The sequence below is a fragment of the Allobosea minatitlanensis genome (genome assembly GCF_964020775.1).
This window is the reverse complement of the sequence record NZ_OZ224509.1, coordinates 3,482,827-3,501,918: the sequence shown is the minus strand read 5'-3', so window position 1 is coordinate 3,501,918 and position 19,092 is coordinate 3,482,827. Positions and strand designations below refer to the sequence as shown.

General features: G+C 68.9%; 18 protein-coding genes and 1 riboswitch. Of the genes, 7 read left to right on the top strand and 11 right to left on the bottom strand.

Going from position 1 to position 19,092, the window contains the following annotated elements; translation table 11 throughout:
• Positions 1–28: 28 nt before the first annotated feature.
• From ACWH43_RS17330 to coxB, 5 genes are all read right to left on the bottom strand, one after another.
• Entirely contained in the window at positions 29–640 is a 612-nt protein-coding gene (locus ACWH43_RS17330) for a cytochrome c oxidase assembly protein (protein ID WP_158445501.1), read from the bottom strand.
• Positions 640–813 (bottom strand): hypothetical protein, encoded by a 174-nt coding sequence (locus ACWH43_RS17325; RefSeq protein WP_260348127.1) that lies wholly within the window; start codon positions 811–813, stop codon positions 640–642. Before ACWH43_RS17325 ends, ACWH43_RS17330 begins: the two co-directional genes overlap by 1 nt.
• Positions 810–1,757 carry a heme o synthase gene (locus ACWH43_RS17320; RefSeq protein ID WP_158448212.1) on the bottom strand — a complete coding sequence of 316 codons (948 nt, stop codon included), beginning with the start codon at positions 1,755–1,757 and terminating at the stop codon, positions 810–812. The genes ACWH43_RS17325 and ACWH43_RS17320 overlap by 4 nt, the downstream gene beginning before the upstream one ends.
• Positions 1,758–1,905: 148 nt before the next feature.
• The gene (gene ctaD / locus ACWH43_RS17315; RefSeq protein ID WP_158448213.1) at positions 1,906–3,531 is read right to left on the bottom strand and encodes a cytochrome c oxidase subunit I; all 1,626 of its coding nucleotides are present in this window, start codon (positions 3,529–3,531) and stop codon (positions 1,906–1,908) included.
• A gap of 20 nt (positions 3,532–3,551) precedes the next feature.
• Positions 3,552–4,430, bottom strand: coding sequence for a cytochrome c oxidase subunit II (coxB, locus tag ACWH43_RS17310; protein WP_448153557.1), 879 nt, complete (start codon positions 4,428–4,430; stop codon positions 3,552–3,554).
• A gap of 351 nt (positions 4,431–4,781) precedes the next feature.
• On the opposite strand from coxB, the gene ACWH43_RS17305 reads away from it, so the two are divergent.
• The 7 genes from ACWH43_RS17305 to ACWH43_RS17275 all read left to right on the top strand — a co-directional run bounded on the left by ACWH43_RS17305 (position 4,782) and on the right by ACWH43_RS17275 (position 12,303).
• Positions 4,782–5,291, top strand: a complete 510-nt coding sequence (locus ACWH43_RS17305; protein WP_260348129.1) for an invasion associated locus B family protein — start codon at positions 4,782–4,784, stop codon at positions 5,289–5,291.
• Positions 5,288–5,899 (top strand): hypothetical protein, encoded by a 612-nt coding sequence (locus ACWH43_RS17300; RefSeq protein WP_158443805.1) that lies wholly within the window; start codon positions 5,288–5,290, stop codon positions 5,897–5,899. The genes ACWH43_RS17305 and ACWH43_RS17300 overlap by 4 nt, the downstream gene beginning before the upstream one ends.
• A 125-nt stretch (positions 5,900–6,024) precedes the next feature.
• Positions 6,025–6,122, top strand: a riboswitch (glycine riboswitch).
• Between the two features lie 157 nt (positions 6,123–6,279).
• Positions 6,280–7,443 (top strand): glycine cleavage system aminomethyltransferase GcvT, encoded by a 1,164-nt coding sequence (gene gcvT / locus ACWH43_RS17295; protein WP_158443804.1) that lies wholly within the window; start codon positions 6,280–6,282, stop codon positions 7,441–7,443.
• Positions 7,444–7,476: 33 nt separating this feature from the next.
• Positions 7,477–7,851, top strand: coding sequence for a glycine cleavage system protein GcvH (gene gcvH, locus ACWH43_RS17290; RefSeq protein WP_158443803.1), 375 nt, complete (start codon positions 7,477–7,479; stop codon positions 7,849–7,851).
• Positions 7,852–8,009: 158 nt separating this feature from the next.
• Positions 8,010–9,350: an aminomethyl-transferring glycine dehydrogenase subunit GcvPA gene (gcvPA, locus tag ACWH43_RS17285; RefSeq protein ID WP_158443802.1), complete on the top strand. Its 1,341-nt coding sequence runs from the start codon at positions 8,010–8,012 to the stop codon at positions 9,348–9,350.
• A complete protein-coding gene (gcvPB, locus tag ACWH43_RS17280) occupies positions 9,350–10,921 on the top strand; it encodes an aminomethyl-transferring glycine dehydrogenase subunit GcvPB (protein ID WP_158443801.1) in 1,572 nt (523 codons plus the stop codon). Before gcvPA ends, gcvPB begins: the two co-directional genes overlap by 1 nt.
• Positions 10,922–11,046: 125 nt before the next feature.
• Complete coding sequence (locus ACWH43_RS17275; protein WP_158443800.1) at positions 11,047–12,303, top strand: L,D-transpeptidase family protein; 1,257 nt, start codon at positions 11,047–11,049, stop codon at positions 12,301–12,303.
• A 209-nt stretch (positions 12,304–12,512) separates the two neighbouring features.
• On the opposite strand, the gene ACWH43_RS17270 is transcribed toward ACWH43_RS17275, so the two are convergent.
• The 6 genes from ACWH43_RS17270 to ACWH43_RS17245 all read right to left on the bottom strand — a co-directional run bounded on the left by ACWH43_RS17270 (position 12,513) and on the right by ACWH43_RS17245 (position 19,006).
• Positions 12,513–12,989, bottom strand: coding sequence for a F0F1 ATP synthase subunit B family protein (locus ACWH43_RS17270; RefSeq protein WP_158443799.1), 477 nt, complete (start codon positions 12,987–12,989; stop codon positions 12,513–12,515).
• A gap of 11 nt (positions 12,990–13,000) precedes the next feature.
• The gene (locus tag ACWH43_RS17265; protein ID WP_260348131.1) at positions 13,001–13,588 is read right to left on the bottom strand and encodes a F0F1 ATP synthase subunit B family protein; all 588 of its coding nucleotides are present in this window, start codon (positions 13,586–13,588) and stop codon (positions 13,001–13,003) included.
• 113 nt (positions 13,589–13,701) lie between these two features.
• The gene (locus ACWH43_RS17260; RefSeq protein ID WP_038360954.1) at positions 13,702–13,929 is read right to left on the bottom strand and encodes a F0F1 ATP synthase subunit C; all 228 of its coding nucleotides are present in this window, start codon (positions 13,927–13,929) and stop codon (positions 13,702–13,704) included.
• Positions 13,930–13,990: 61 nt separating this feature from the next.
• Positions 13,991–14,755 (bottom strand): F0F1 ATP synthase subunit A, encoded by a 765-nt coding sequence (locus ACWH43_RS17255; RefSeq protein WP_260348135.1) that lies wholly within the window; start codon positions 14,753–14,755, stop codon positions 13,991–13,993.
• A 43-nt stretch (positions 14,756–14,798) separates the two neighbouring features.
• Positions 14,799–15,149 carry an AtpZ/AtpI family protein gene (locus ACWH43_RS17250; RefSeq protein WP_158443796.1) on the bottom strand — a complete coding sequence of 117 codons (351 nt, stop codon included), beginning with the start codon at positions 15,147–15,149 and terminating at the stop codon, positions 14,799–14,801.
• Positions 15,150–15,550: 401 nt separating this feature from the next.
• A complete protein-coding gene (locus ACWH43_RS17245) occupies positions 15,551–19,006 on the bottom strand; it encodes a chromosome segregation SMC family protein (protein WP_158448214.1) in 3,456 nt (1,151 codons plus the stop codon).
• Positions 19,007–19,092: the final 86 nt, after the last annotated feature.

Genomic DNA, 19,092 nt, shown 5'->3' with positions numbered 1-19,092 from the left:
TTGTGCGCGCTTCCTGATGAAGGCGCTTTTACAGTTTCGGATTCTTCGCGTCACCCTTGGCGTTGCCCGCCTGGCCCTCGGCGACCGGCTGCCCCGCCTTGGAGGCGAAATAAGTATAGGACAAGGTGATCGCCTTGATGCCGTCGAGCTCGCGATTTCCGGCGATTTCGGGGTCGATGTAGAAGACCACCGGCGCCTCGAAGCTCTCGCCCGGCTTCAGCGTGTGCTCGGTGAAGCAGAAGCACTGGATCTTGACGAAATAGGCGGCGCTCTGCTCCGGCGTGACGTTGTAGGTCGCGATCCCGGTGACCGTGCGGTCCGAGCGATTCGTCATCTTGTAGAACACGGTCTGGGTGACGCCGACCTGGGCCTTGATCTCCGGGCTTTCCGGCTGGAACTTCCAGCCGAGACCGGGCGCGACATTGGCGTCGAAGCGCACGGAGATGGTGCGGTCGAGCACCTTGCCGGTCGCGGCGGTCCCGACCTGCGGCGTGCCGCCGAAGCCGGTGACCTTGCAGAACAGGTCGTAGAGCGGCACCGCCGCGAAGGAGGCGCCGAGCATGCCGAAGGCCACGCCGACGCAGATCAGCGCCGTGCGGGCCGCCTTCCTCGCCTGCCGGTTTTCGGGCGCCCTCGTCATCACAGCGGCCGGTTCAGGATGGCCGGGCCGGTCTTCACCAGCGTGACCACGAAGAAGAAGATCACCAGCCCGCCCAGCACCAGGGCCAGCGCGACCGAGCGGCGGCGGCGGCGGGCCATGTCCTCGGGCGAGAACGGGGCCGGCGCGGGCTGCGGTTTGCGGTTCTCGCTCATCCGATCACCTTCGGCAGCGCCCATAGCAGGCCGAGGCCGTTCTCCGCCAGCAGCACCGCGAAGAGCAGGAACAGGTAGAGGATCGAGAAGCCGAACAGCGAATAGGCCGCCTTGACCGCCGGCTGGCCCTCGGTGCGCCGCCAGACGCGGATCGAAAGCCCGATCATGGCGAGCCCGGTCGTGACCGAGACGACGAGATAGAGCAGCCCGCCGAAGCCCATCAGCGCCGGCAGCACGGCGACCGGCGCCATGATCAGCGAATAGAGCACGATCTGCCGGCGCGTCGCGGCGGGGCCCGCGACATTGGGCATCATCGGGATGCCGGCGCGCGCATAGTCGCCGGACTTGACCAGCGCCAGCGCCCAGAAATGCGGCGGGGTCCACAGGAAGATGATCGCGAACAGCACCAGCGAATGCCAGCCGAACTGGCCGGTCACCACCGCCTCGCCGATCATCGGCGGAAAGGCGCCGGCGGCGCCGCCGATGACGATGTTCTGCGGCGTCCAGCGCTTCAGCCACATCGAATAGACCACGGCGTAGAAGAAGATGGTGAAGGCGAGCATCGCCGCCGCGAGCAGGTTGGCGACGAGGCCGAGCACCAGCACCGAGCCGATCGACAGCGTCAGCCCGAAGGCCAGGGCCTCCGAGGGCAGGATCCGGCCCGCCGGAATCGGCCGCTTGGCGGTCCGGCTCATCAGCCGGTCGATATCGGCGTCGTACCACATGTTGAGGCAGCCCGAGGCGCCGGCCCCGACCGCGATCGCCAGCAGGGCGGCGGCCGCGAGCACCGGATGCACCGAGCCCGGCGCGGTCGCCATGCCGGTCAGCGCCGTCATGATGACGAGCGACATCACCCGCGGCTTCAGCAGCGCGAAGAAGTCGCGGGCCTCGCCGGGCGAGGCGGCCATGACGGCTTCGGAACGGGTCTCGAACGCAGCGGACATCAGTCGGATCGTCTTCGTACTCTTCGAACGGCGCCGTTCGGGCGCGGGTGGCGTCGCGGGCGGGGGTGGAGCGCCCGTCTCCGGAACGCCTCGCCGAGGCGCTCGGGGGAAGGGCGGCGGCGGGCCCGGTGGCCCGCCGCCGGTGGTCTCAGTGGTCCGAGCCGGCGATGCGCGGCAGCGTCTCGAACTGGTGGAAGGGCGGCGGCGAGGACAGGGTCCATTCCAGCGTCGTCGCGCCTTCGCCCCACGGATTGTCGCCGGCGAGCTGCTTGCGGCTGAAGGCGACCACGATGCCATAGAGCCAGATCAGCAGGCCGGCGGCGAAGATGTAGGAGCCGATCGACGACCAGAAATGCCAGCCTGCGAAGGCGTCCGGATAGTCGACATAGTGACGCGGCATGCCGGCGAGGCCCAGGAAGTGCTGGGGGAAGAACAGCAGGTTCGCGCCGATGAAGGCGACCCAGAAATGCAGCCTGCCGATCCAGTCCGGCATGATGTAGCCGCTCATCTTCGGGAACCAGTAGTAGAAGCCCGCGAAGATGCCGAACACGGCGCCGAGCGACAGCACGTAGTGGAAGTGGGCCACCACGTAGTAGGTCGCGTGCAGCGAGCGGTCGAGGCCGGCATTGGCCAGCACCACGCCGGTGACGCCGCCGACGGTGAACAGGAAGATGAAGCCGATCGCCCAGATCATCGGCGCGGTGAAGCGGATCGAACCGCCCCACATCGTCGCGATCCAGGAGAAGATCTTGATGCCCGTCGGCACCGCGATGACCATCGTCGCGAACACGAAATAGCGCTGCGTGTTGAGCGAGAGGCCGGCGGTGTACATGTGGTGCGCCCACACGATGAAGCCGACCACGCCGATCGCGACCATGGCGTAGGCCATGCCGAGATAGCCGAAGATCGGCTTCTTCGAGAAGGTCGAGACGATGTGGCTGATGATGCCGAAGGCCGGCAGGATCATGATGTAGACTTCGGGGTGGCCGAAGAACCAGAACAGGTGCTGGTAGAGCACGGGGTCGCCGCCGCCGGCCGGATCGTAGAAGGTCGTGCCGAAGTTGCGGTCGGTCAGCAGCATGGTGATCGCGCCCGCCAGAACCGGCAGCGACAGCAGCAGCAGGAAGGCGGTGACCAGCACGCCCCAGGCGAAGAGCGGCATCTTGTGCATGGTCATGCCGGGCGCGCGCATGTTCAGGATCGTGGTGATGAAGTTGATCGCGCCCAGGATCGAGGCCGCGCCGGCCAGGTGCAGCGACAGGATGCCGAAATCGACGGCCGGGCCGGGATGGCCCATCGTCGAGAAGGGCGGATAGACCGTCCAGCCGGTGCCGGCGCCGTGGGCGCCCGGCGCGCCCTCCATGAACATCGAGATGATCATCAGGACGAAGGCGGCGACCGTCAGCCAGAACGAGATGTTGTTCATGCGCGGGAAGGCCATGTCCGGCGCGCCGATCATCAGCGGCACGAACCAATTGCCGAAGCCGCCGATGACCGCGGGCATGACCATGAAGAAGATCATGATCAGGCCGTGGCCGGTGACGAAGACGTTGTAGCTCTGGCCGTTGGCGAAGATCTGCACGCCCGGATACATCAGCTCGATGCGCATCATGATCGACAGGAAGCCGCCGACCAGGCCCGCCATGATCGAGAAGATCAGGTAGAGCGTGCCGATATCCTTGTGGTTGGTGGACAGGAGCCAGCGCCGCCATCCGGTCGGATGGTCGTGATGGGCCTCCTCGTGGCCGTGAGCGTGCGATGCCGCGGTTGCCATGATCTCGTCTCCTCGGCGACTTACTTGGACGCGGCAGCGAACTTGCTGCCGGCGTCTTCGGCATTGGCGAATTTCTGCTTGGCCTCGTTCAGCCAGGCGGCGTAGCGCTCCGGGCTGACGACGCGGAAGGCGATCGGCATGTAGGCGTGGTTCTGGCCGCAGATGAAGGAGCACTGGCCGTAATAGATGCCCTCGCGCTCGGCCTTGAACCAGGTCTCGTTCAGGCGGCCGGGGATCGCGTCGATCTTGATGCCGAAGGACGGCACGGTGAACTTGTGGATGACGTTGGCGCCGGTGACCTGGATCCGCACGATCTTGCCGACCGGGACCACGGCCTCGTTGTCGACCGCGAGCAGGCGGGGCGCCTCGGCGGCGGCGATCTTGTTGGAGGAGATCGCCTCGGCGCGGGCCTTCTCGTCGAGCATCAGCGAATCGAAGCCGAAATTGCCGTTGTCCTGGGCGTATTCATAAGACCAGTACCACTGCTTGCCGGTGACCTTGATGGTCATGTCGGCCTGCGGCACCTCGAGCTGCAGCTTGAGCAGGCGGAAGGAGGGGATCGCGATCACGACCAGGATCAGGACCGGAATCACCGTCCAGACCACCTCGATCAGGGCGTTGTGCGTGGTCTTCGAGGGAACCGGATTCTTCTTCTCGTTGAAGCGGAAGACGACATAGACCAGCAGCGCGAGCACGAAGATCGTGACCGAGAAGATGATGATGTTCACCCAGTCGTGGAACCAGTGGATGAACTCGGCGACCGGGGTCGCGGCACCTTGCAGGTTGATCTGCCAGGGCGACGGCATACCGGTGCCCGCCAAGGCAGGAGCGTTCGCCAGCACGATGGCGGCAAGGGCCGCTATGGCGGCGGTTGCAAGGGTCCTGCTCAGAAATCGCATCGGTCCGACTTAGCTCCTCAATCGACCTGCATGGGAGCCGGAGCTCGGGTCCACGCACGAAGGGGCGACCGCGAGGTCGCCCTGCTCTTCGGGATTGCGATAAATCAAAGATCACGCTTGCGCCAGAGGGGCAATGCCGAGAGCGCGGCGGGGCGTGCGGCATAATCACGCGAAGCCGTGTTGGAAGTGCGGCACGAAGGCGCGGGCCGCCTTGACAGGGCCGGGCCTGCATGGTCGGAACGCATTTCATGTTGATGGCGGCGGGATTCCGCGGCGAGGCCGGGCTTTTGCCTGAATTCTGCGCTCCTGCTGAAATTCGTGCGCATGATGCGGTTTGGAAGGATGGCAGGGATGAAGAGGATCCTGGGGGCGTTCGGCGTGCTGGCGCTGACGCTCATCGCGGCGGGGCTCGCCGCCGGCTCCGCTTTCGCGCAGGGGACCGTGCGTTCCACACATGGCGACTGGCAGATGCGCTGCGAGGTGCCCCCCGGCGCCAAGGCCGAGCAATGCGCGCTCGTCCAGAACGTCGCCGCCGAGGACCGCCCGAACCTGACCCTGCTCGTCATCGTGCTGAAGACCGCCGACCAGAAGAGCCGGCTGCTGCGGGTCGTCGCGCCGCTCGGCGTGCTGCTGCCTTCGGGGCTCGGGCTCAAGATCGACGACAAGGATATCGGCCGGGCCGGCTTCGTCCGCTGCCTGACCACGGGTTGCGTCGCCGAGGTCGTCATGGACGACACGCTGCTCAATCAGCTCAAGGGCGGCAAGAACGCGACATTCATCGTATTCCAGACTCCGGAGGAGGGGGTGGGCGTGCCCGTCTCCCTCAACGGCTTCGGACCGGGCGTGGAGGCGCTGCCGTGATCGACCAGACTTTGACTGCGGGCCGCTGGCTCGCTTTGCCGCTGCTCTGCCTGGGCCTCGCCGGTTGCGGCTCGTCCTCCTCGACGGGGGAGCCGAGCGCGGCCCAGAAGCTCGGCAACGTGCTGATGTTCCAGTCCACCACGCCGCCGCCCGTGGACCAGTTGCCGAAGGACGAGGACGACATCACCGTCGTCTGCCCCGAGGTGATCGTCGCCGATGGCGGCGCGGCGCTGCGCGCCCAGTCCGGGCAGGATTCGAGCGGCCTGCGCTACCAGATCTCGATCACCAACGTCGCGCGCGAATGCACGCCGACCGGCAATGGCGGCTTCCGCCTCAAGGTCGGCGTCGAGGGCCGCGTGCTGCTCGGGCCCGCGGGCGGCGCCGGCACCTATGGCGCCACGCTGACGACCACCGTGACGCGCGGCACCAGCGTCGTCGCGCGCCGCGCGGCGCGGGTCGGCGGGACCATTCCCGGCGGCCAGGGCGGGACCGATTTCAGCCATGTCGAGGACGGCATCGTGGTGCCGCCGGGCCAGAGCGATGTCGAGATCATCGTCGGTCTCGGACAGGGCGGCGCCGTCTCCCCGGCGCGCCATCGCCGCCGCTAGCGCGCGGCCGGCCGGCCGCGAGAGGGTCCGGCCGGCGCCGTTCGGCACCGTGACGGCTTTGCCGTGAAAGAAGGCGCCCCCCCCGATTGACTGGGCCGGCGCCTTCTGTATCTCTGCCCCAGCCGCATATCCCCGCGGGAGAGACCGGGCCTGATCCGTCAGGGCCGGCGCCGAAGGCGCAACCGCCCCGGAAACGCTCAGGCAAAAGGACCGCTTGGGGATTTGGCGCTCTGGAAAGCGGCGGGAGCGATCCCGCCCACCGACGGGTGTAACTCGTCCGGCCCGCGGGCCGGGCGGGGAAATCTCTCAGGTTCCGAGACAGAGGGGGCGCGCTCCGGACATCCGTCCGGCGCTTGCGCTCGATTCTGGAAGGGGCCGCCATGGCTGTCGAAGCCGCTGACGCTACCAACGAAGCCTCCGGCGCCGCTGCGCCGCTGAAGACGCCGCTCCACGCCCGCCACGTCGCGCTCGGCGCCCGCATGGTGCCCTTCGCCGGCTACGACATGCCGGTGCAGTACCCGACCGGCATCCTCACCGAGCATAACTGGACGCGCGAGAAGGCCGGGCTCTTCGACGTCTCGCATATGGGCCAATGCTTCCTGATTGGCCCCGATCACGAGACCACGGCCAGGGCGCTCGAAGCGCTGATTCCCGCCGACATCGTCAATCTCGCCCCCGGCAAGCAGCGTTATTCGCAGCTCCTCAACGAGGAAGGCGGCATCCTCGACGACCTGATGGTGACGCGCTCGATCGATCCCGACGAGGATGGCGCGCTCTATCTCGTCGTCAACGCCGCCTGCAAGGATGCCGACTACGCCCATATCGAGGCGCGCCTGCCGGCCGATGTGAAGCTGGTCAAGGCCGAGCACCGCGGCCTGATCGCGCTGCAGGGGCCGGGCGCCGAGGCTGCGCTCGCAAGGATCGCCCCGGAAGCCGCCGAGATGGGCTTCATGACCTCGCGCAGCATGAAGGTCGCCGGCATCAAGGCCAATGTCAGCCGCTCCGGCTATACCGGCGAGGACGGCTTCGAAATCTCGGCGGCCGCGACCCGGATCGGCGAGATCTGGGACACGCTGCTGCTCGACGCCGATGTGAAGCCGATCGGCCTCGGCGCCCGCGATTCGCTGCGCCTCGAAGCGGGCCTGTGCCTCTACGGCCATGACATCGACACCACGACCTCGCCGATCGAGGCGGGGCTGAACTGGTCGATCCAGAAGCGCCGCCGCGAGGAGGGCGGCTTCCCCGGCGCCGCGCGCATCCAGCGCGAGTTGGCCGAGGGCCCGCCCCGCATCCGCGTCGGCCTGAAGCCGGAAGGCCGCGCTCCGGCCCGCGAGGGCACCGAAATCGCGACGCCCGAAGGCGAGGTGATCGGCACCGTGACCTCGGGCGGCTTCGGCCCGACGCTGAACGGCCCCTGCGCCATGGGCTATGTCGTCAGGGCTCATTCCGCGCCGGGCACCCAGCTCAACCTGATCGTCCGCGGCAAGCCGCTGCCGGCGGTCATCGCACCGATGCCCTTCGTGCCCAACGGCTACAAACGCTGATCGCCTTTTCCGATTTTTCGCCAGGAGGAAACCATGGCCGAGACCCGCTACACCAAGGACCACGAATATATCCGCATCGAGGGTGACACCGGCACGGTCGGCATTTCCGACTATGCGCAGGGTCAGCTCGGCGACGTCGTCTTCGTCGAGCTGCCGGCCGTCGGCACGGCGCTGGCCAAGGGCGGCGAGGCCGCGGTGGTCGAGAGCGTCAAGGCCGCCTCCGAGGTCTATGCCCCGGTCTCCGGCGAGGTCGTCGAGGTCAATGCCGAGCTCGAAGGCGCCCCCGGCACCGTCAACGAGGACCCGGCCGGCAAGGGCTGGTTCCTCAAGCTCAAGATCACGGATCCGGCCGAGCTCGACGCCCTGATGAGCGAGGCCGAGTACCAGAACTACGTCAAGACGCTCTGATCCGGCGTCGTCCCGCATGCGCTGCGGCACGTGAGTAGCTGCGCAGATGCGGGACCGCTCTCAGGACAGGCGCCTTCTCGTCGCACGGTCCCATGTCTGCGCAGCGGCATTCACATGCCGCGGCGCGCACGGGATGACACCCGGAACGGAACCATTCCATGCGCTATCTCCCGCTCACCGAGACCGACCGCGAGGACATGCTCGCGCGCATCGGCGTCTCCGATATCGACGCGCTGTTCAGCGACGTGCCGGCCGGCAAGCTTCTGAAAGGCCCGGTCGACCTCCCGCGCGCCAAGGGCGAGCTCGAGGTCGAGCGCATCCTCGGCAAGATGGCCGGCAAGAACGTCGCGGCCTCTTCCGTGCCCTTCTTCGTCGGTGCCGGCGCCTACAAGCACCATGTCCCGGCGACGGTGGATCACCTGATCCAGCGCTCGGAATTCCTGACCAGCTACACGCCCTACCAGCCGGAGATCGCGCAGGGCACGCTGCAATATCTCTTCGAGTTCCAGACCCAGGTCGCGGCGCTGACCGGCATGGAGGTCGCCAACGCCTCGATGTATGACGGCTCGACCGGCACGGCCGAGGCCGTGCTGATGGCGCATCGCGTCACCCGGCGCCGCAAGGCGGTGCTCTCGGGTGGCTTGCATCCGCATTACACCGCGGTGGTGCAGACCCTGTCGGAGATGGCCAGTGACGACGTCGTGGCGCTGCCGCCGGACGTTTCCGCCAGCGAGGACATCCTCTCCCGGATCGACGACAGCGTCTCCTGCGTCGTCGTGCAGTCGCCCGACGTCTTCGGCAATCTGCGCGACCTGAAGCCGATCGCCGAGAAGGCCCATGCCCATGGCGCGCTGCTGATCGCGGTCTTCACAGAGGTCGTCTCGCTCGGCGCTGTGACGCCGCCGGGCGCTCAGGATGCCGACATCGTCGTCGGCGAGGGCCAGTCGATCGGCAATGCGCTGAATTTCGGCGGCCCCTATGTCGGCCTCTTCGCCGCCAAATCGAAATATATCCGCCAGATGCCCGGCCGGCTCTGCGGCGAGACGGTCGATGCTCAAGGCCAGCGCGGCTTCGTCCTGACGCTCTCGACCCGCGAGCAGCATATCCGGCGCGACAAGGCGACCTCGAACATCTGCACCAATTCCGGCCTCTGCGTGCTGGCCTTCACCATCCATATGACGCTGCTCGGGCAGGCGGGCCTCGCCCGCCTCGCCGAAGTGAACCACGCCAATGCCGTGAAGCTCGCCGACATGCTGGCGGGGGTGACGGGCGTGAGCGTGCTCAACGAGAGCTTCTTCAACGAGTTCACGGTGAAGCTGAAGAAGCCGGCGGCCGAGGTCGTCGAGGTGCTGGCGGCCAAGGGCATCCTGGCCGGCGTCCCCGTCTCGCGGCTCCTGCCCGCGGCCGGGCTGGACGATCTGCTGATCATCGCCTCGACCGAGGTGAATACCGATGAAGACCGGGCGGCCCTGGTGGCGGCGCTCGTGGAGGTGCTGTGATGCTGAACCGTCAGGGACGTCCCACCCAGGCCGGCGAGACCGCCCATGAGGAGCGCGCCACCTTCACCGGCAACAAGGCGCTGCAGCAGATCGAGCCGCTGATCTTCGAGATCGGCCATGGCGAGGTGACCGGCGTCGATATCGACAAGCCGGTGCCGTACAAGTCGCGCCTCGGCAAGCATGCGCGCCAGGGCGAGATCGGCCTGCCCGGCCTCTCCGAGCCCGAGGCGATGCGCCATTATGTCCGCCTCAGCCAGAAGAACTACGGCATCGACACCGGGCTCTTTCCGCTCGGCTCCTGCACGATGAAGCACAATGCCCGCCTCAACGAGAAGATGGCGCGGCTGCCTGGCTTCTCCGACGTGCATCCGCTGCAGCCGCTCTCGACCGTGCCCGGCGCGCTCGAGCTGATGCTGGAGCTCGCCCGCTACCTGATGACGCTGACCGGCATGCCGGCCGTGGCGCTGTCGCCGAAGGCCGGCGCCCATGGCGAGGCCTGCGGCATGATGGCGATCAAGGCCGCCATCGCGGCGAAGGGCGAGGGCGCGACCCGCAACGTCGTGCTGGTCCCCGAATCGGCCCATGGCACCAACCCGGCGACCGCGGCCCTGATCGGCTTCTCGGTGAAATCGGTTCCGGCCCGTCCGGACGGCACCGTCGCAGTCGAGGACGTCAAGGCCCTGCTCGGGCCGGACATCGCCGCGATCATGCTGACCAACCCCAATACCTGCGGCATCTTCGAGCCGCAGATCGTCGAGATCGCCGCGGCGATGCATGAGGCCGGCGCCTATTTCTACTGCGACGGCGCCAACTTCAACGCCATCGTCGGCAAGGCTCGGCCCGGCGATCTCGGCGTCGACGCCATGCACATCAACCTGCACAAGACCTTCTCGACGCCCCATGGCGGCGGCGGCCCCGGCGCCGGCCCGGTCGTGTTGTCGGAACGGCTCGCCCCCTTCGCGCCCGTGCCCTTCATCCATGTCGAGAACGACAAGCCGCATCTGGTCGAGACGCGCGAGGAAGCGCCCGCGGGCAACAAGCCCTTCGGCCGCATGACCGCATTTCACGGCCAGATGGGCATGTATGTCCGCGCGCTGGCCTATATGCTCAGCCACGGCTCGGACGGCATGCGCCAGGCTTCCGAGGATGCGGTGCTCAACGCCAACTATATCCGCGCCGGCCTCAGTGACCTGATGTCGCTGCCCTTCCCGGACCACCCCTCGATGCACGAGGTGCTGTTCGACGACGAATGGCTGAAGGGCACTGGCGTCTCGACGCTCGATTTCGCCAAGGCGATGATCGACGAGGGCTACCATCCGATGACGGTGTATTTCCCGCTCGTCGTGCATGGCGCCATGCTGATCGAGCCGACCGAATCGGAATCGAAAGCCTCGCTCGACCTCTTCATCGCGACTTTGCGCGATCTCGCCATGGCGGCCAAGGGCAACGACAAGGAGCGCTTCACGGCCGCTCCGCATCACGCTCCGATCCGGCGCCTCGACGAGACCCGCGCCGCCCGCCAGCCGGTGCTGAAATGGCAGAAGCCGGCTCCGGCGAAGGCGGCGGAGTAAGGAATCCCGGCCCGTGCTGACGGCGTTCGTCAGCATGGTGAAAGGCGCCCGCCGCTTCTTAAGCATTCCTTGACCATGTCGCGGAATGATCCCCCGGTGCCGCTCTCTGCGGCTCGGGGGTTTTCATGTTCATGCGTCCCTTCCTCGCCGCGACGGCCGCCATCCTTCTGGCCTCGACGGCGGTCGTGCGCGCCAACGAGCCGAGCTATGGCCCCAACACCTATGACCGCACCCTCCAGGCGCTGATCGCCCATGAAGAGGTCGCCAATCGCGGCGGCTGGCCGAAGGTGCCGGCCGGTGTCACCGCGCTGAAGCCGGATTCGCAGGGGCCGGACGTCGCCGCGCTGAAGCAGCGCCTCGTCGCCAGCGGCGACCTGGCGGCCGAGGACCAGCCGGGCGATGTCTATGACGCGGCCGTGGTCGAGGCCGTGAAGCGTTTCCAGCGCCGCCACGGCCTCTCCGATCTCGGCACCGTCGGCCGGCTGACGCTGCGGGCGCTGAACACCTCGGTCGAGACGCGGCTCAACCAGCTCACCGCGACGCTGGAGCGGCTCAAGGGCAACGGCTTCAACTTCGCCCATCGCTATGTCGTGGTGAACATTCCCGGCGCCAGCGTCGAGGCGGTGGAGGACGGGCAGGTGCGCGAGCGCCATCTTGCCATCGTCGGCCGCCCGGATCGGCCCTCTCCGGTGATCCAGGCCAACATCACCTCGGTCAACCTCAATCCCTACTGGACGGTGCCGATGTCGATCGTGCGGGCCGACATCATCCCGCATATGCGCAAGGATCCGGGCTTCATCGCCAAGTCGAACATGAAGCTGCTCGGCGCCGAGAACAAGGAGATCGATCCGGCCAGCGTCAACTGGGCCACCCTGACCAACCCCTATTTCTACGTCCGGCAGGAGCCGGGGCCGACCAACTCGCTCGGCCAGCTCAAGATCGACATGCCCAACAGCGACGCGGTCTATATGCACGACACGCCGTCGAAGACGCTGTTCCGCAACGATGTGCGCTTCAATTCCTCCGGCTGCGCCCGGATCGAGGGCGTGCGCGACCTCGCCGCCTGGCTGCTCGAGGGCACGGAGTGGACCCGGCAGGCGATCGAGGATGAGATTGCCAAGGGCGAGCGCAAGAACATCCCGCTCAAGAAGGCGGTGCCGGTGGCCTGGGTCTACCTGACCGGCTGGCAGGGCGCCGACGGCCAGGTCCAGTTCCGCGACGACATCTACGGGCTCGATACGCCGCAGGGCATCGTCACCTCGACGATCCAGCCGCGCAAGCCGAAGCCGAAGGCGGCGGTGGTGCCGCCGGTGCGCCCGGCCGCGGCGCCGATGGCGGCGGCGGGCAATCCGGCGGCCGTCCAGACGACCGCCAGCAACTGACGCCGCCCGAAGCTGCCGCCGGCATCCGCGGGCGGAGCCCGGCGCCGGGCCGGGAGGCCCGCGCGGAAGAGGGCGCCTTCTCGCCCCGGGATGCCCGGAGGCGCGGGGCCCGGCATGACGCCTCTCTCTCGCTCTCTACCCTGCGAAAACAAGAAACGCCGCGCTCCGGGGAGCGCGGCGTCTTCATCTCATGCCGGTCGGCCGGAGGCTCAGTTGAGCTTGGCCTTGACCTCGTCGAGCCCGGAGGCGAAGGCGGCGTCGCCGGCCTTCCCCGCCATCTGGCCGCGCAGGATGCTCTCGGCAGCCTTGGTGGCGGCCTCGGCGGCGGCGGCGCGGACCTCGGCCTCGGCCTGGCTCTCGGCCTGGGCGATCTTCTCCTCGGCCGCCTTGGTGCGGCGGGCGACGAAGTCGGCGAGCTTGGCCTCGGCTTCCGCCGCGAGGCGCTTGGCCTCCTCATTGGCGGAGGAGACGATCTCGGCGGCCTCGGCCTCGGCGGCCTTGCGCTTGGAATCGTACTCGGCCAGCAGCTTTTCGGCCTCCTGGCGCAGGCGGCGGGCCTCCGCCAGCTCCTGAGCCACCTTCTCGCCGCGTGCGTCCAGGCCCTTCACGATCAGCTTCGGCACGCCGAACTTGACCAGGATCGCGAGGAAGATGACGAGTGCGACGCCAACCCAGAAAGTATCCATCAGAACTCTCCTCAGCCGCGGGCCAGGGCCTGGTCGACCGCTTCCGTCGCCTCGGCGGCGGTGGGGGCCTGGCCGGTCAGCTTGGTGACGATCGCGACCGCGACGTCGCTGCCGAGGCCGCGGACATTGCTCATCGCCGCGGTCTTGGTCTTGGCGATGGTCGCCTCGGCCTGGGCCAGCTTGGCGGCGAGCTCGGCCTCGGTCGCGTGGCGCTTGGCATCGCTTTCCTTGGCGCCGGTCTCGCGCGCCGCCTGGGCGATGCCCTGGGCGTTGCTGCGGGCCTCGGCGAGGGCCTTCTCATAGGCCTGCGCCATCTCTTCGGCCTTGGCCTGCATCGCGGCGGCCTGGTCGAGGTCGCGGCCGATGGTGCCGGCGCGCTCTTCCAGGATCTCGCCGATGCGCGGCAGCGCGATCTTCGACATCAGCCAGTAGAGCACCGCGAAGGTGACGGCGAGCCAGAACAGGTTGCTGGCGAAGTGAGCTGGGTCGAAGGGCGGGAAGGAGGCCTTCTCGCCGCTCAGGCCATGCTCGGCAGCCTGCGCCGCTCCCGCCGCCAGAGTGGCGAACGAGACGGCGGCCAGCGGCCATCCTTGTCGCACGAACCCTGAAGATCGAACCGGCATAGCGTGCCTTTCAGCGCAGAGAAAAGGGAACCGTCGCGCGTGTGGCCGGGCGGCCGGGACGCGCGACGCGAAAGCGGTCGACGGAAGGGTCAGACCACGAAGAGCAGCACGAGCGCGACGACGAAGGCGAAGATGCCCAGACCTTCGGCGAGCGCCGCGCCGATGAAGGCGCGCGGGAACTGGCCGTCGGCGGCCGAGGGGTTGCGCAGGGCGCCCGAGAGGAAGTTGCCGAAGATGGTGCCGACGCCGATGGCGGCGAGGCCCATGCCGAGCGAGGCGAGGCCGGCGCCGATGAACTTGGCTGCAACAGGATCCATGATGTTTCTCCAGTGGGAAGGCTAAAGGGCGGGTTGAACTCGTCCGGGCGCTGGCCCGGCCTCAGTGGCCGGGGTGCAGCGCGTCGTTGAGATAGACGCAGGTCAGGATCGCGAAGACATAGGCCTGCAGCACGGCGACGAGGACCTCGAGCGCCGTCAGCGCGACGGCCAGCAGCAGCGGCAGCGGCGCGATCGCATAGTTCAGCACGGCGCCGGAGCCGAGCAGCACGACGACGAAGCCGCCGAAGACCTTGAGCGCGATATGGCCGGCGAGCATGTTGCCGAAGAGACGCAGCGAGAGCGAGACCGGGCGCGACAGGAAGGAGACGGCCTCGATCAGGATCATGAAGGGCAGCAGCCAGCCGGGCACGCCCGACGGCACGAACAGGCCGAAGAAATGGCTGCCGTGCTTGGCGATGCCGTAGATCAGCACGATGCTCATCACCAGCACGGCCAGCGCCGCGGTGACGATGATCTGGCTGGTGACGGTGAAGGAGCCGGGCAGCAGGCCGAGCAGGTTCGAGGCCAGCACGAACATGAACAGCGAGAACACGAAGGGGAAGAATTTCAGCCCTTCCTTGCCCATCACGCCGGTCATCGTCGAGGCGACGAATTCATAGGTCATCTCGGCGAGCGACTGCAGCCGGCCGGGAACGACCGAACGCTGGCTCGAGCCGTAGATCATGATTGCCGAGACGACGGCGAGCACGATCACCATCCACAGCGAGGTGTTGGTGAAGGAGAGGTCGAGGCCGAACGGCTTCAGCTCCACGATCGGAGCGATGTGGAATTGGTGGATCGGATCGATTCCGCCGCCAGCCGCCATGGTCTCGTCCCTCTTCGCGCGGCTTTGCGAGCCGCCCCTTCGGTCAATCTCTCTTCGGGTCCCGCATCGACCCGGAGGTCGGGCGCGAACCGAGCCGATAGACGGATTTGAAGCCCGCGATGGTTCCGATCGCCAGGAAGGCGATCAGCAGGAACGGGGACGTTCCCAGCCACCGGTCGCCGAGGTACCCGATCAGGGCGCCCGCGATGATGCCGCCTGCGAGATCCGTCGCGGCGCGAAAGCCTGAGGACATCGCGCCCGCGAGGGCCTTGTCCTCTCCAGCCGGACCCGCGCCCGGCTTTTCGTTCTCTTCCGCCCGTTTGATCGCGGACTTCAGGGAACCCAGTCTTGCGCGCAACTCCGAGTCTGAGGCGTTTGGGTCGGGTTCGGTCATGGCCTTGGCTCCGTCTCGATCGCGAAAGCGCCGCGATCCGGCGAAAAACCACTATAACCACGACCAAACCCGCGCATCGAGCCGTCGTCAGCACGGCCTCCTTTATTGGCAGCCCCCCGCGCTGTCAAGGCAGGTGGATAATGTCTAACGCATTGGAATATCTATAAATTCTGGCAAAGTGCGACAATCTTGCCGCATTGCGGGACGGAATGTGGCATTTTTTCAGCGGGGCGGGGCCGTGCTGCAACGCATCCGCCGCGCGCCGGGGGCGCGTTGTCGCGCCGCCATTGCCGGAGAAGGAAGCCGGGAAAGCGATCCCGGAAGGCCGGCCGGAGCGCCCGATCCTTCCGGATGGCGCGGCTGCGCAATGCCGGGATGGTTCCCGGTCACATCGGTACGCTCTATCCGGCCTCGCGGATGCGTTCGGCCGTCGCCAGGTCGACGGAAACCATCTGGCTCACCCCGCGCTCGGCCATGGTGACGCCGAACAGGCGCTCCATCCGCGCCATGGTGATCGGGTTGTGGGTGATCAGGATGAAGCGCGTCCGGGTGTTGCGCGCCATCTCCACCAGCAGGTCGCAGTAGCGCTCGACATTGGCGTCGTCGAGCGGGGCGTCGACCTCGTCGAGCACGCAGATCGGCGAGGGATTGGTCAGGAAGACGGCGAAGATCAGCGCCGTCGCGGTCAGCGCCTGCTCGCCGCCGGAGAGCAGCGTCATCACCTGCGGCTTCTTGCCGGGCGGCCGGGCGAAGATCTCGAGCCCGGCCTCGAGCGGATCCTCCGAATCCACCAGCTTCAACTCCGCTTCGCCGCCGCCGAACAGCACGCCGAAAAGCTGCTGGAAATGGCCGTTGACGATCTCGAAGGCGGCGGCCAGGCGCTCGCGCCCCTCGCGGTTGAGCGCCCCGATCGCCTGCCTGAGCCGCCGGATCGCCTCGGTCAGGTCGTCGCGCTCGCTCGACAGCCCCTCGCGCTTGCCTTTCACCTCGGTCAACTCGTCCTCGGCCCGCAGATTGACCGCGCCGAGCCGTTCGCGCTCGCCCTTGAGGTTGCCGAGGCGCCGCTCGACCGCTTCCGCCTCGGGCAGGGGATCGCCGGTCCTGTGTCCGGCGATGGCCTGCAGCCCGTCGAGCCCGGTTTCCAGCCCGTCCTCGATCTGGCGGGCGATGTCGCCGACGCGCTGGCGCGCCGCATCGCGCCGCGCCTCGGCCGAGGCGCGCTGTTCGCGCGCGCCGGAGAGACCTTCGAGCGCGATGCGCGCCTGCCGGTCGGTTTCCGCGAGGGCCGCCTCGCCCGCGGCCAGCCTGTCGGCGGCCTCGCGGCGCGCGGCCTCGGCCTGCTCGATCTCGGCGACGAGGCGCCGCCTTTCCGAGAGAAAGGTATCGGGCGCTTCCAGCAGGAGCTTGCGCTCGTCGGTCGCGGCCGCGATGCGCAGCCGGCTCTCCGCGGCGCTCTGGCTGCTCGCATCGGCACGCTTGCGCCAGGCGGCGATGTCCTCGGCGATGGCGGCGCGGCGCCGGGTCCGCAGCTCGGCTTCCCGCGCCAGCGTCTGGAGCGCCGCACGCGCGTCGGAGGCGGCCGCCCGTCGCTCCCCCAGGAGGGCGCGCGCCTTCAGCAGGCCGGTTTCGAGCGCGGCGGAAGCGGGCAGGGCGGCAAGCGCCCCGGCCTGCTCGGCGGCTTGCGCGCCGGCTTCCGCCGCGTTCTGGCCGAGACGGCTGATCGCCTCCGTCAGGCCCGAAAGCCGCGCCGCCGTCTCGGCCGCCTTGCGCTCGGCCGCGGCGAGCTGGTCGCGGCCCTGGTCGAATTGCCGCCTGGCCTGCCGCGCGGCCTCGATCGCGGCGGCTTCCGCCTGGGCCGCCTCGCGCGTCGCCGCCGTCGCCGCCTCCAGGGCCTTGCGGGCCGCCTCGGCCGCCGCGCGGGCGGCGGCGGCCTCGCGCTGGAGGTCGTCGAGCCGATTCGTCTCGGCCAGCCGACGCGCCGCGGGGGAGGGCGCATCGGCCGCGCTGGTGAAGCCGTCCCAGCGCCAGATATCGCCCTCGCGCGAGACCAGGATCTGCCCCGGGGCGAGCAGGGCGCGCAATCGCTCGCCCTCGGCGCGGGCCACCACGCCGATCTGGGCGAGGCGGCGCCGGAGCACGGCCGGAGCTTCGACATGGCGCGCCAGCGCCTCGGCCCCGGCCGGCAGGGCGGGATCGCCGCTGCCGGGCCCGGTTTCGCGCCAATGCACCGGAGCCGATGGATCGGCGGAGGCGTCGAGATCGTCGCCGAGCGCCGCGCCCAGCGCGACCTCGAAGCCCTTCGCCACCTTGATCGCGGCGAGGATCGCCGGCCAGCGATCTCCCGATGCCGGAGCCAGCAGCTTGCGCAGCGTGCCGATCTCGGTGTCGAGGCGCTGTGCCCTGCGGTCGGCTTCGGCGAGCGGCGCGCGAAGCTGGGTCTCGCGCTCGCGCAGGCCGGCGAGCGCCGCGCGCGACGCGGCCGCCTGCGCATCCGCCTCCCGCATCGCCGCCTCGGCCCGGGCGAGCGCTGCGCGCAAGCCGTCCAGGGGCGCGCCGGTGCTGGCGCTCTCCAGCGCCGCCTGGTCGCGGCGGAGCCTGTCGCGCTCGGCCTGGGCGCGGGCCTCGCGCTCGCGCGTCTCGCGCAGCGCCCCCTCCAGCGCGCCGCGGCGGGCGGCGAGATCGGACAGCGCGGCCTGCGCCGCATTCTGCTCGGCCTCGGCGGCGGCCAGCGCCTGTTCGGCCTCCGCCAGCGCCGCCGAGGCGGCGGTCGTGGCGCCGTCTGCGCCCTCGCTCTCGCGGGCCAGCGTGGCGTCTTCCTCGGCGAGCCGCGCCAGGCTTTCGGCCGCGTCCCGGCCGATGCTCTCCTGTCGCGCCAGATCGGTCTGCAATTCCGCCAGCCGCTTGCCGAGCTCCTCGGCCCGCTGCCTGGCGCGGCGATTCTCGGCTTCCAGCTCGTCGAGCCCGCGCTTCAGCCGGACCAGCGCGGCGGCGGCCTTCGCCTCGCCCTCGCGCAGGGCCGGCATGCCATGGGCGGCGATGGCCTGTCTTTTCGCCGCTTCCGCCTGGATGCCGGTCTGCTCCGCGACGGCGCGCACCGCCTCCTCCAGCACGCGCTCGGCCTGCGCCTGCTGTGCGCGCGCCGCGTGCAGCGCGATCAGCGCCAGCATTGCCTCGGCCCGGCGGATATCGGCGGCGAGGCTGCGATAGCGCCCGGCTTGCCGGGCCTGCCGCTGCAGGCCCTCGATCTGTCCGTCGATCTCGCCGAGCACGTCTTCGAGCCGGGTCAGGTTCTCCTCGGCGCCCTTCAGCCGCAATTCGGCCTCGTGCCGGCGGCTGTGCAGGCCGGCGATGCCGGCGGCGTCCTCGAGGATGCGCCGGCGCGACTGCGGCTTGGCCGAGATGATCTCGCTGATCTGCCCCTGCCGGACGAGCGCGGGCGAGCGCGCGCCGGTCGCCGCATCGGCGAAGAGGAGCTGCACGTCCTTGGCCCGCACCTCCTTGCCGTTGATGCGGTAGGTCGAGCCCTCCTCGCGCTCGATCCTGCGGGTGACCTCGAGAATGTCGGCCTCGTTGAAGGCGGCCGGCGCCTTGCGGTCGCTGTTGTCGAGGGTCAGCGCGACCTCGGCCATGTTGCGGGCCGGGCGCTCGTTCGAGCCGCCGAAGATGACGTCGTCCATCCCGGCGCCGCGCATGTTCTTGAACGAGCTTTCGCCCATCACCCAGCGCAGGGCTTCGACGAGGTTCGACTTGCCGCAGCCGTTCGGCCCGACGATGCCGGTGAGGCCGGGCTCGATCGGGAACTCCGTCGGCTCGACGAAGGTCTTGAAGCCGGTGAGCTTGAGGCGCGTCAGATGCATGGTTGCATCCCGGCGCCCCGAAATCGCCCGGCTCTCATCCGTCGAGGCGCCGCTGCGCGGCTCCTCGCAACGCGGGCCGGGCCGGG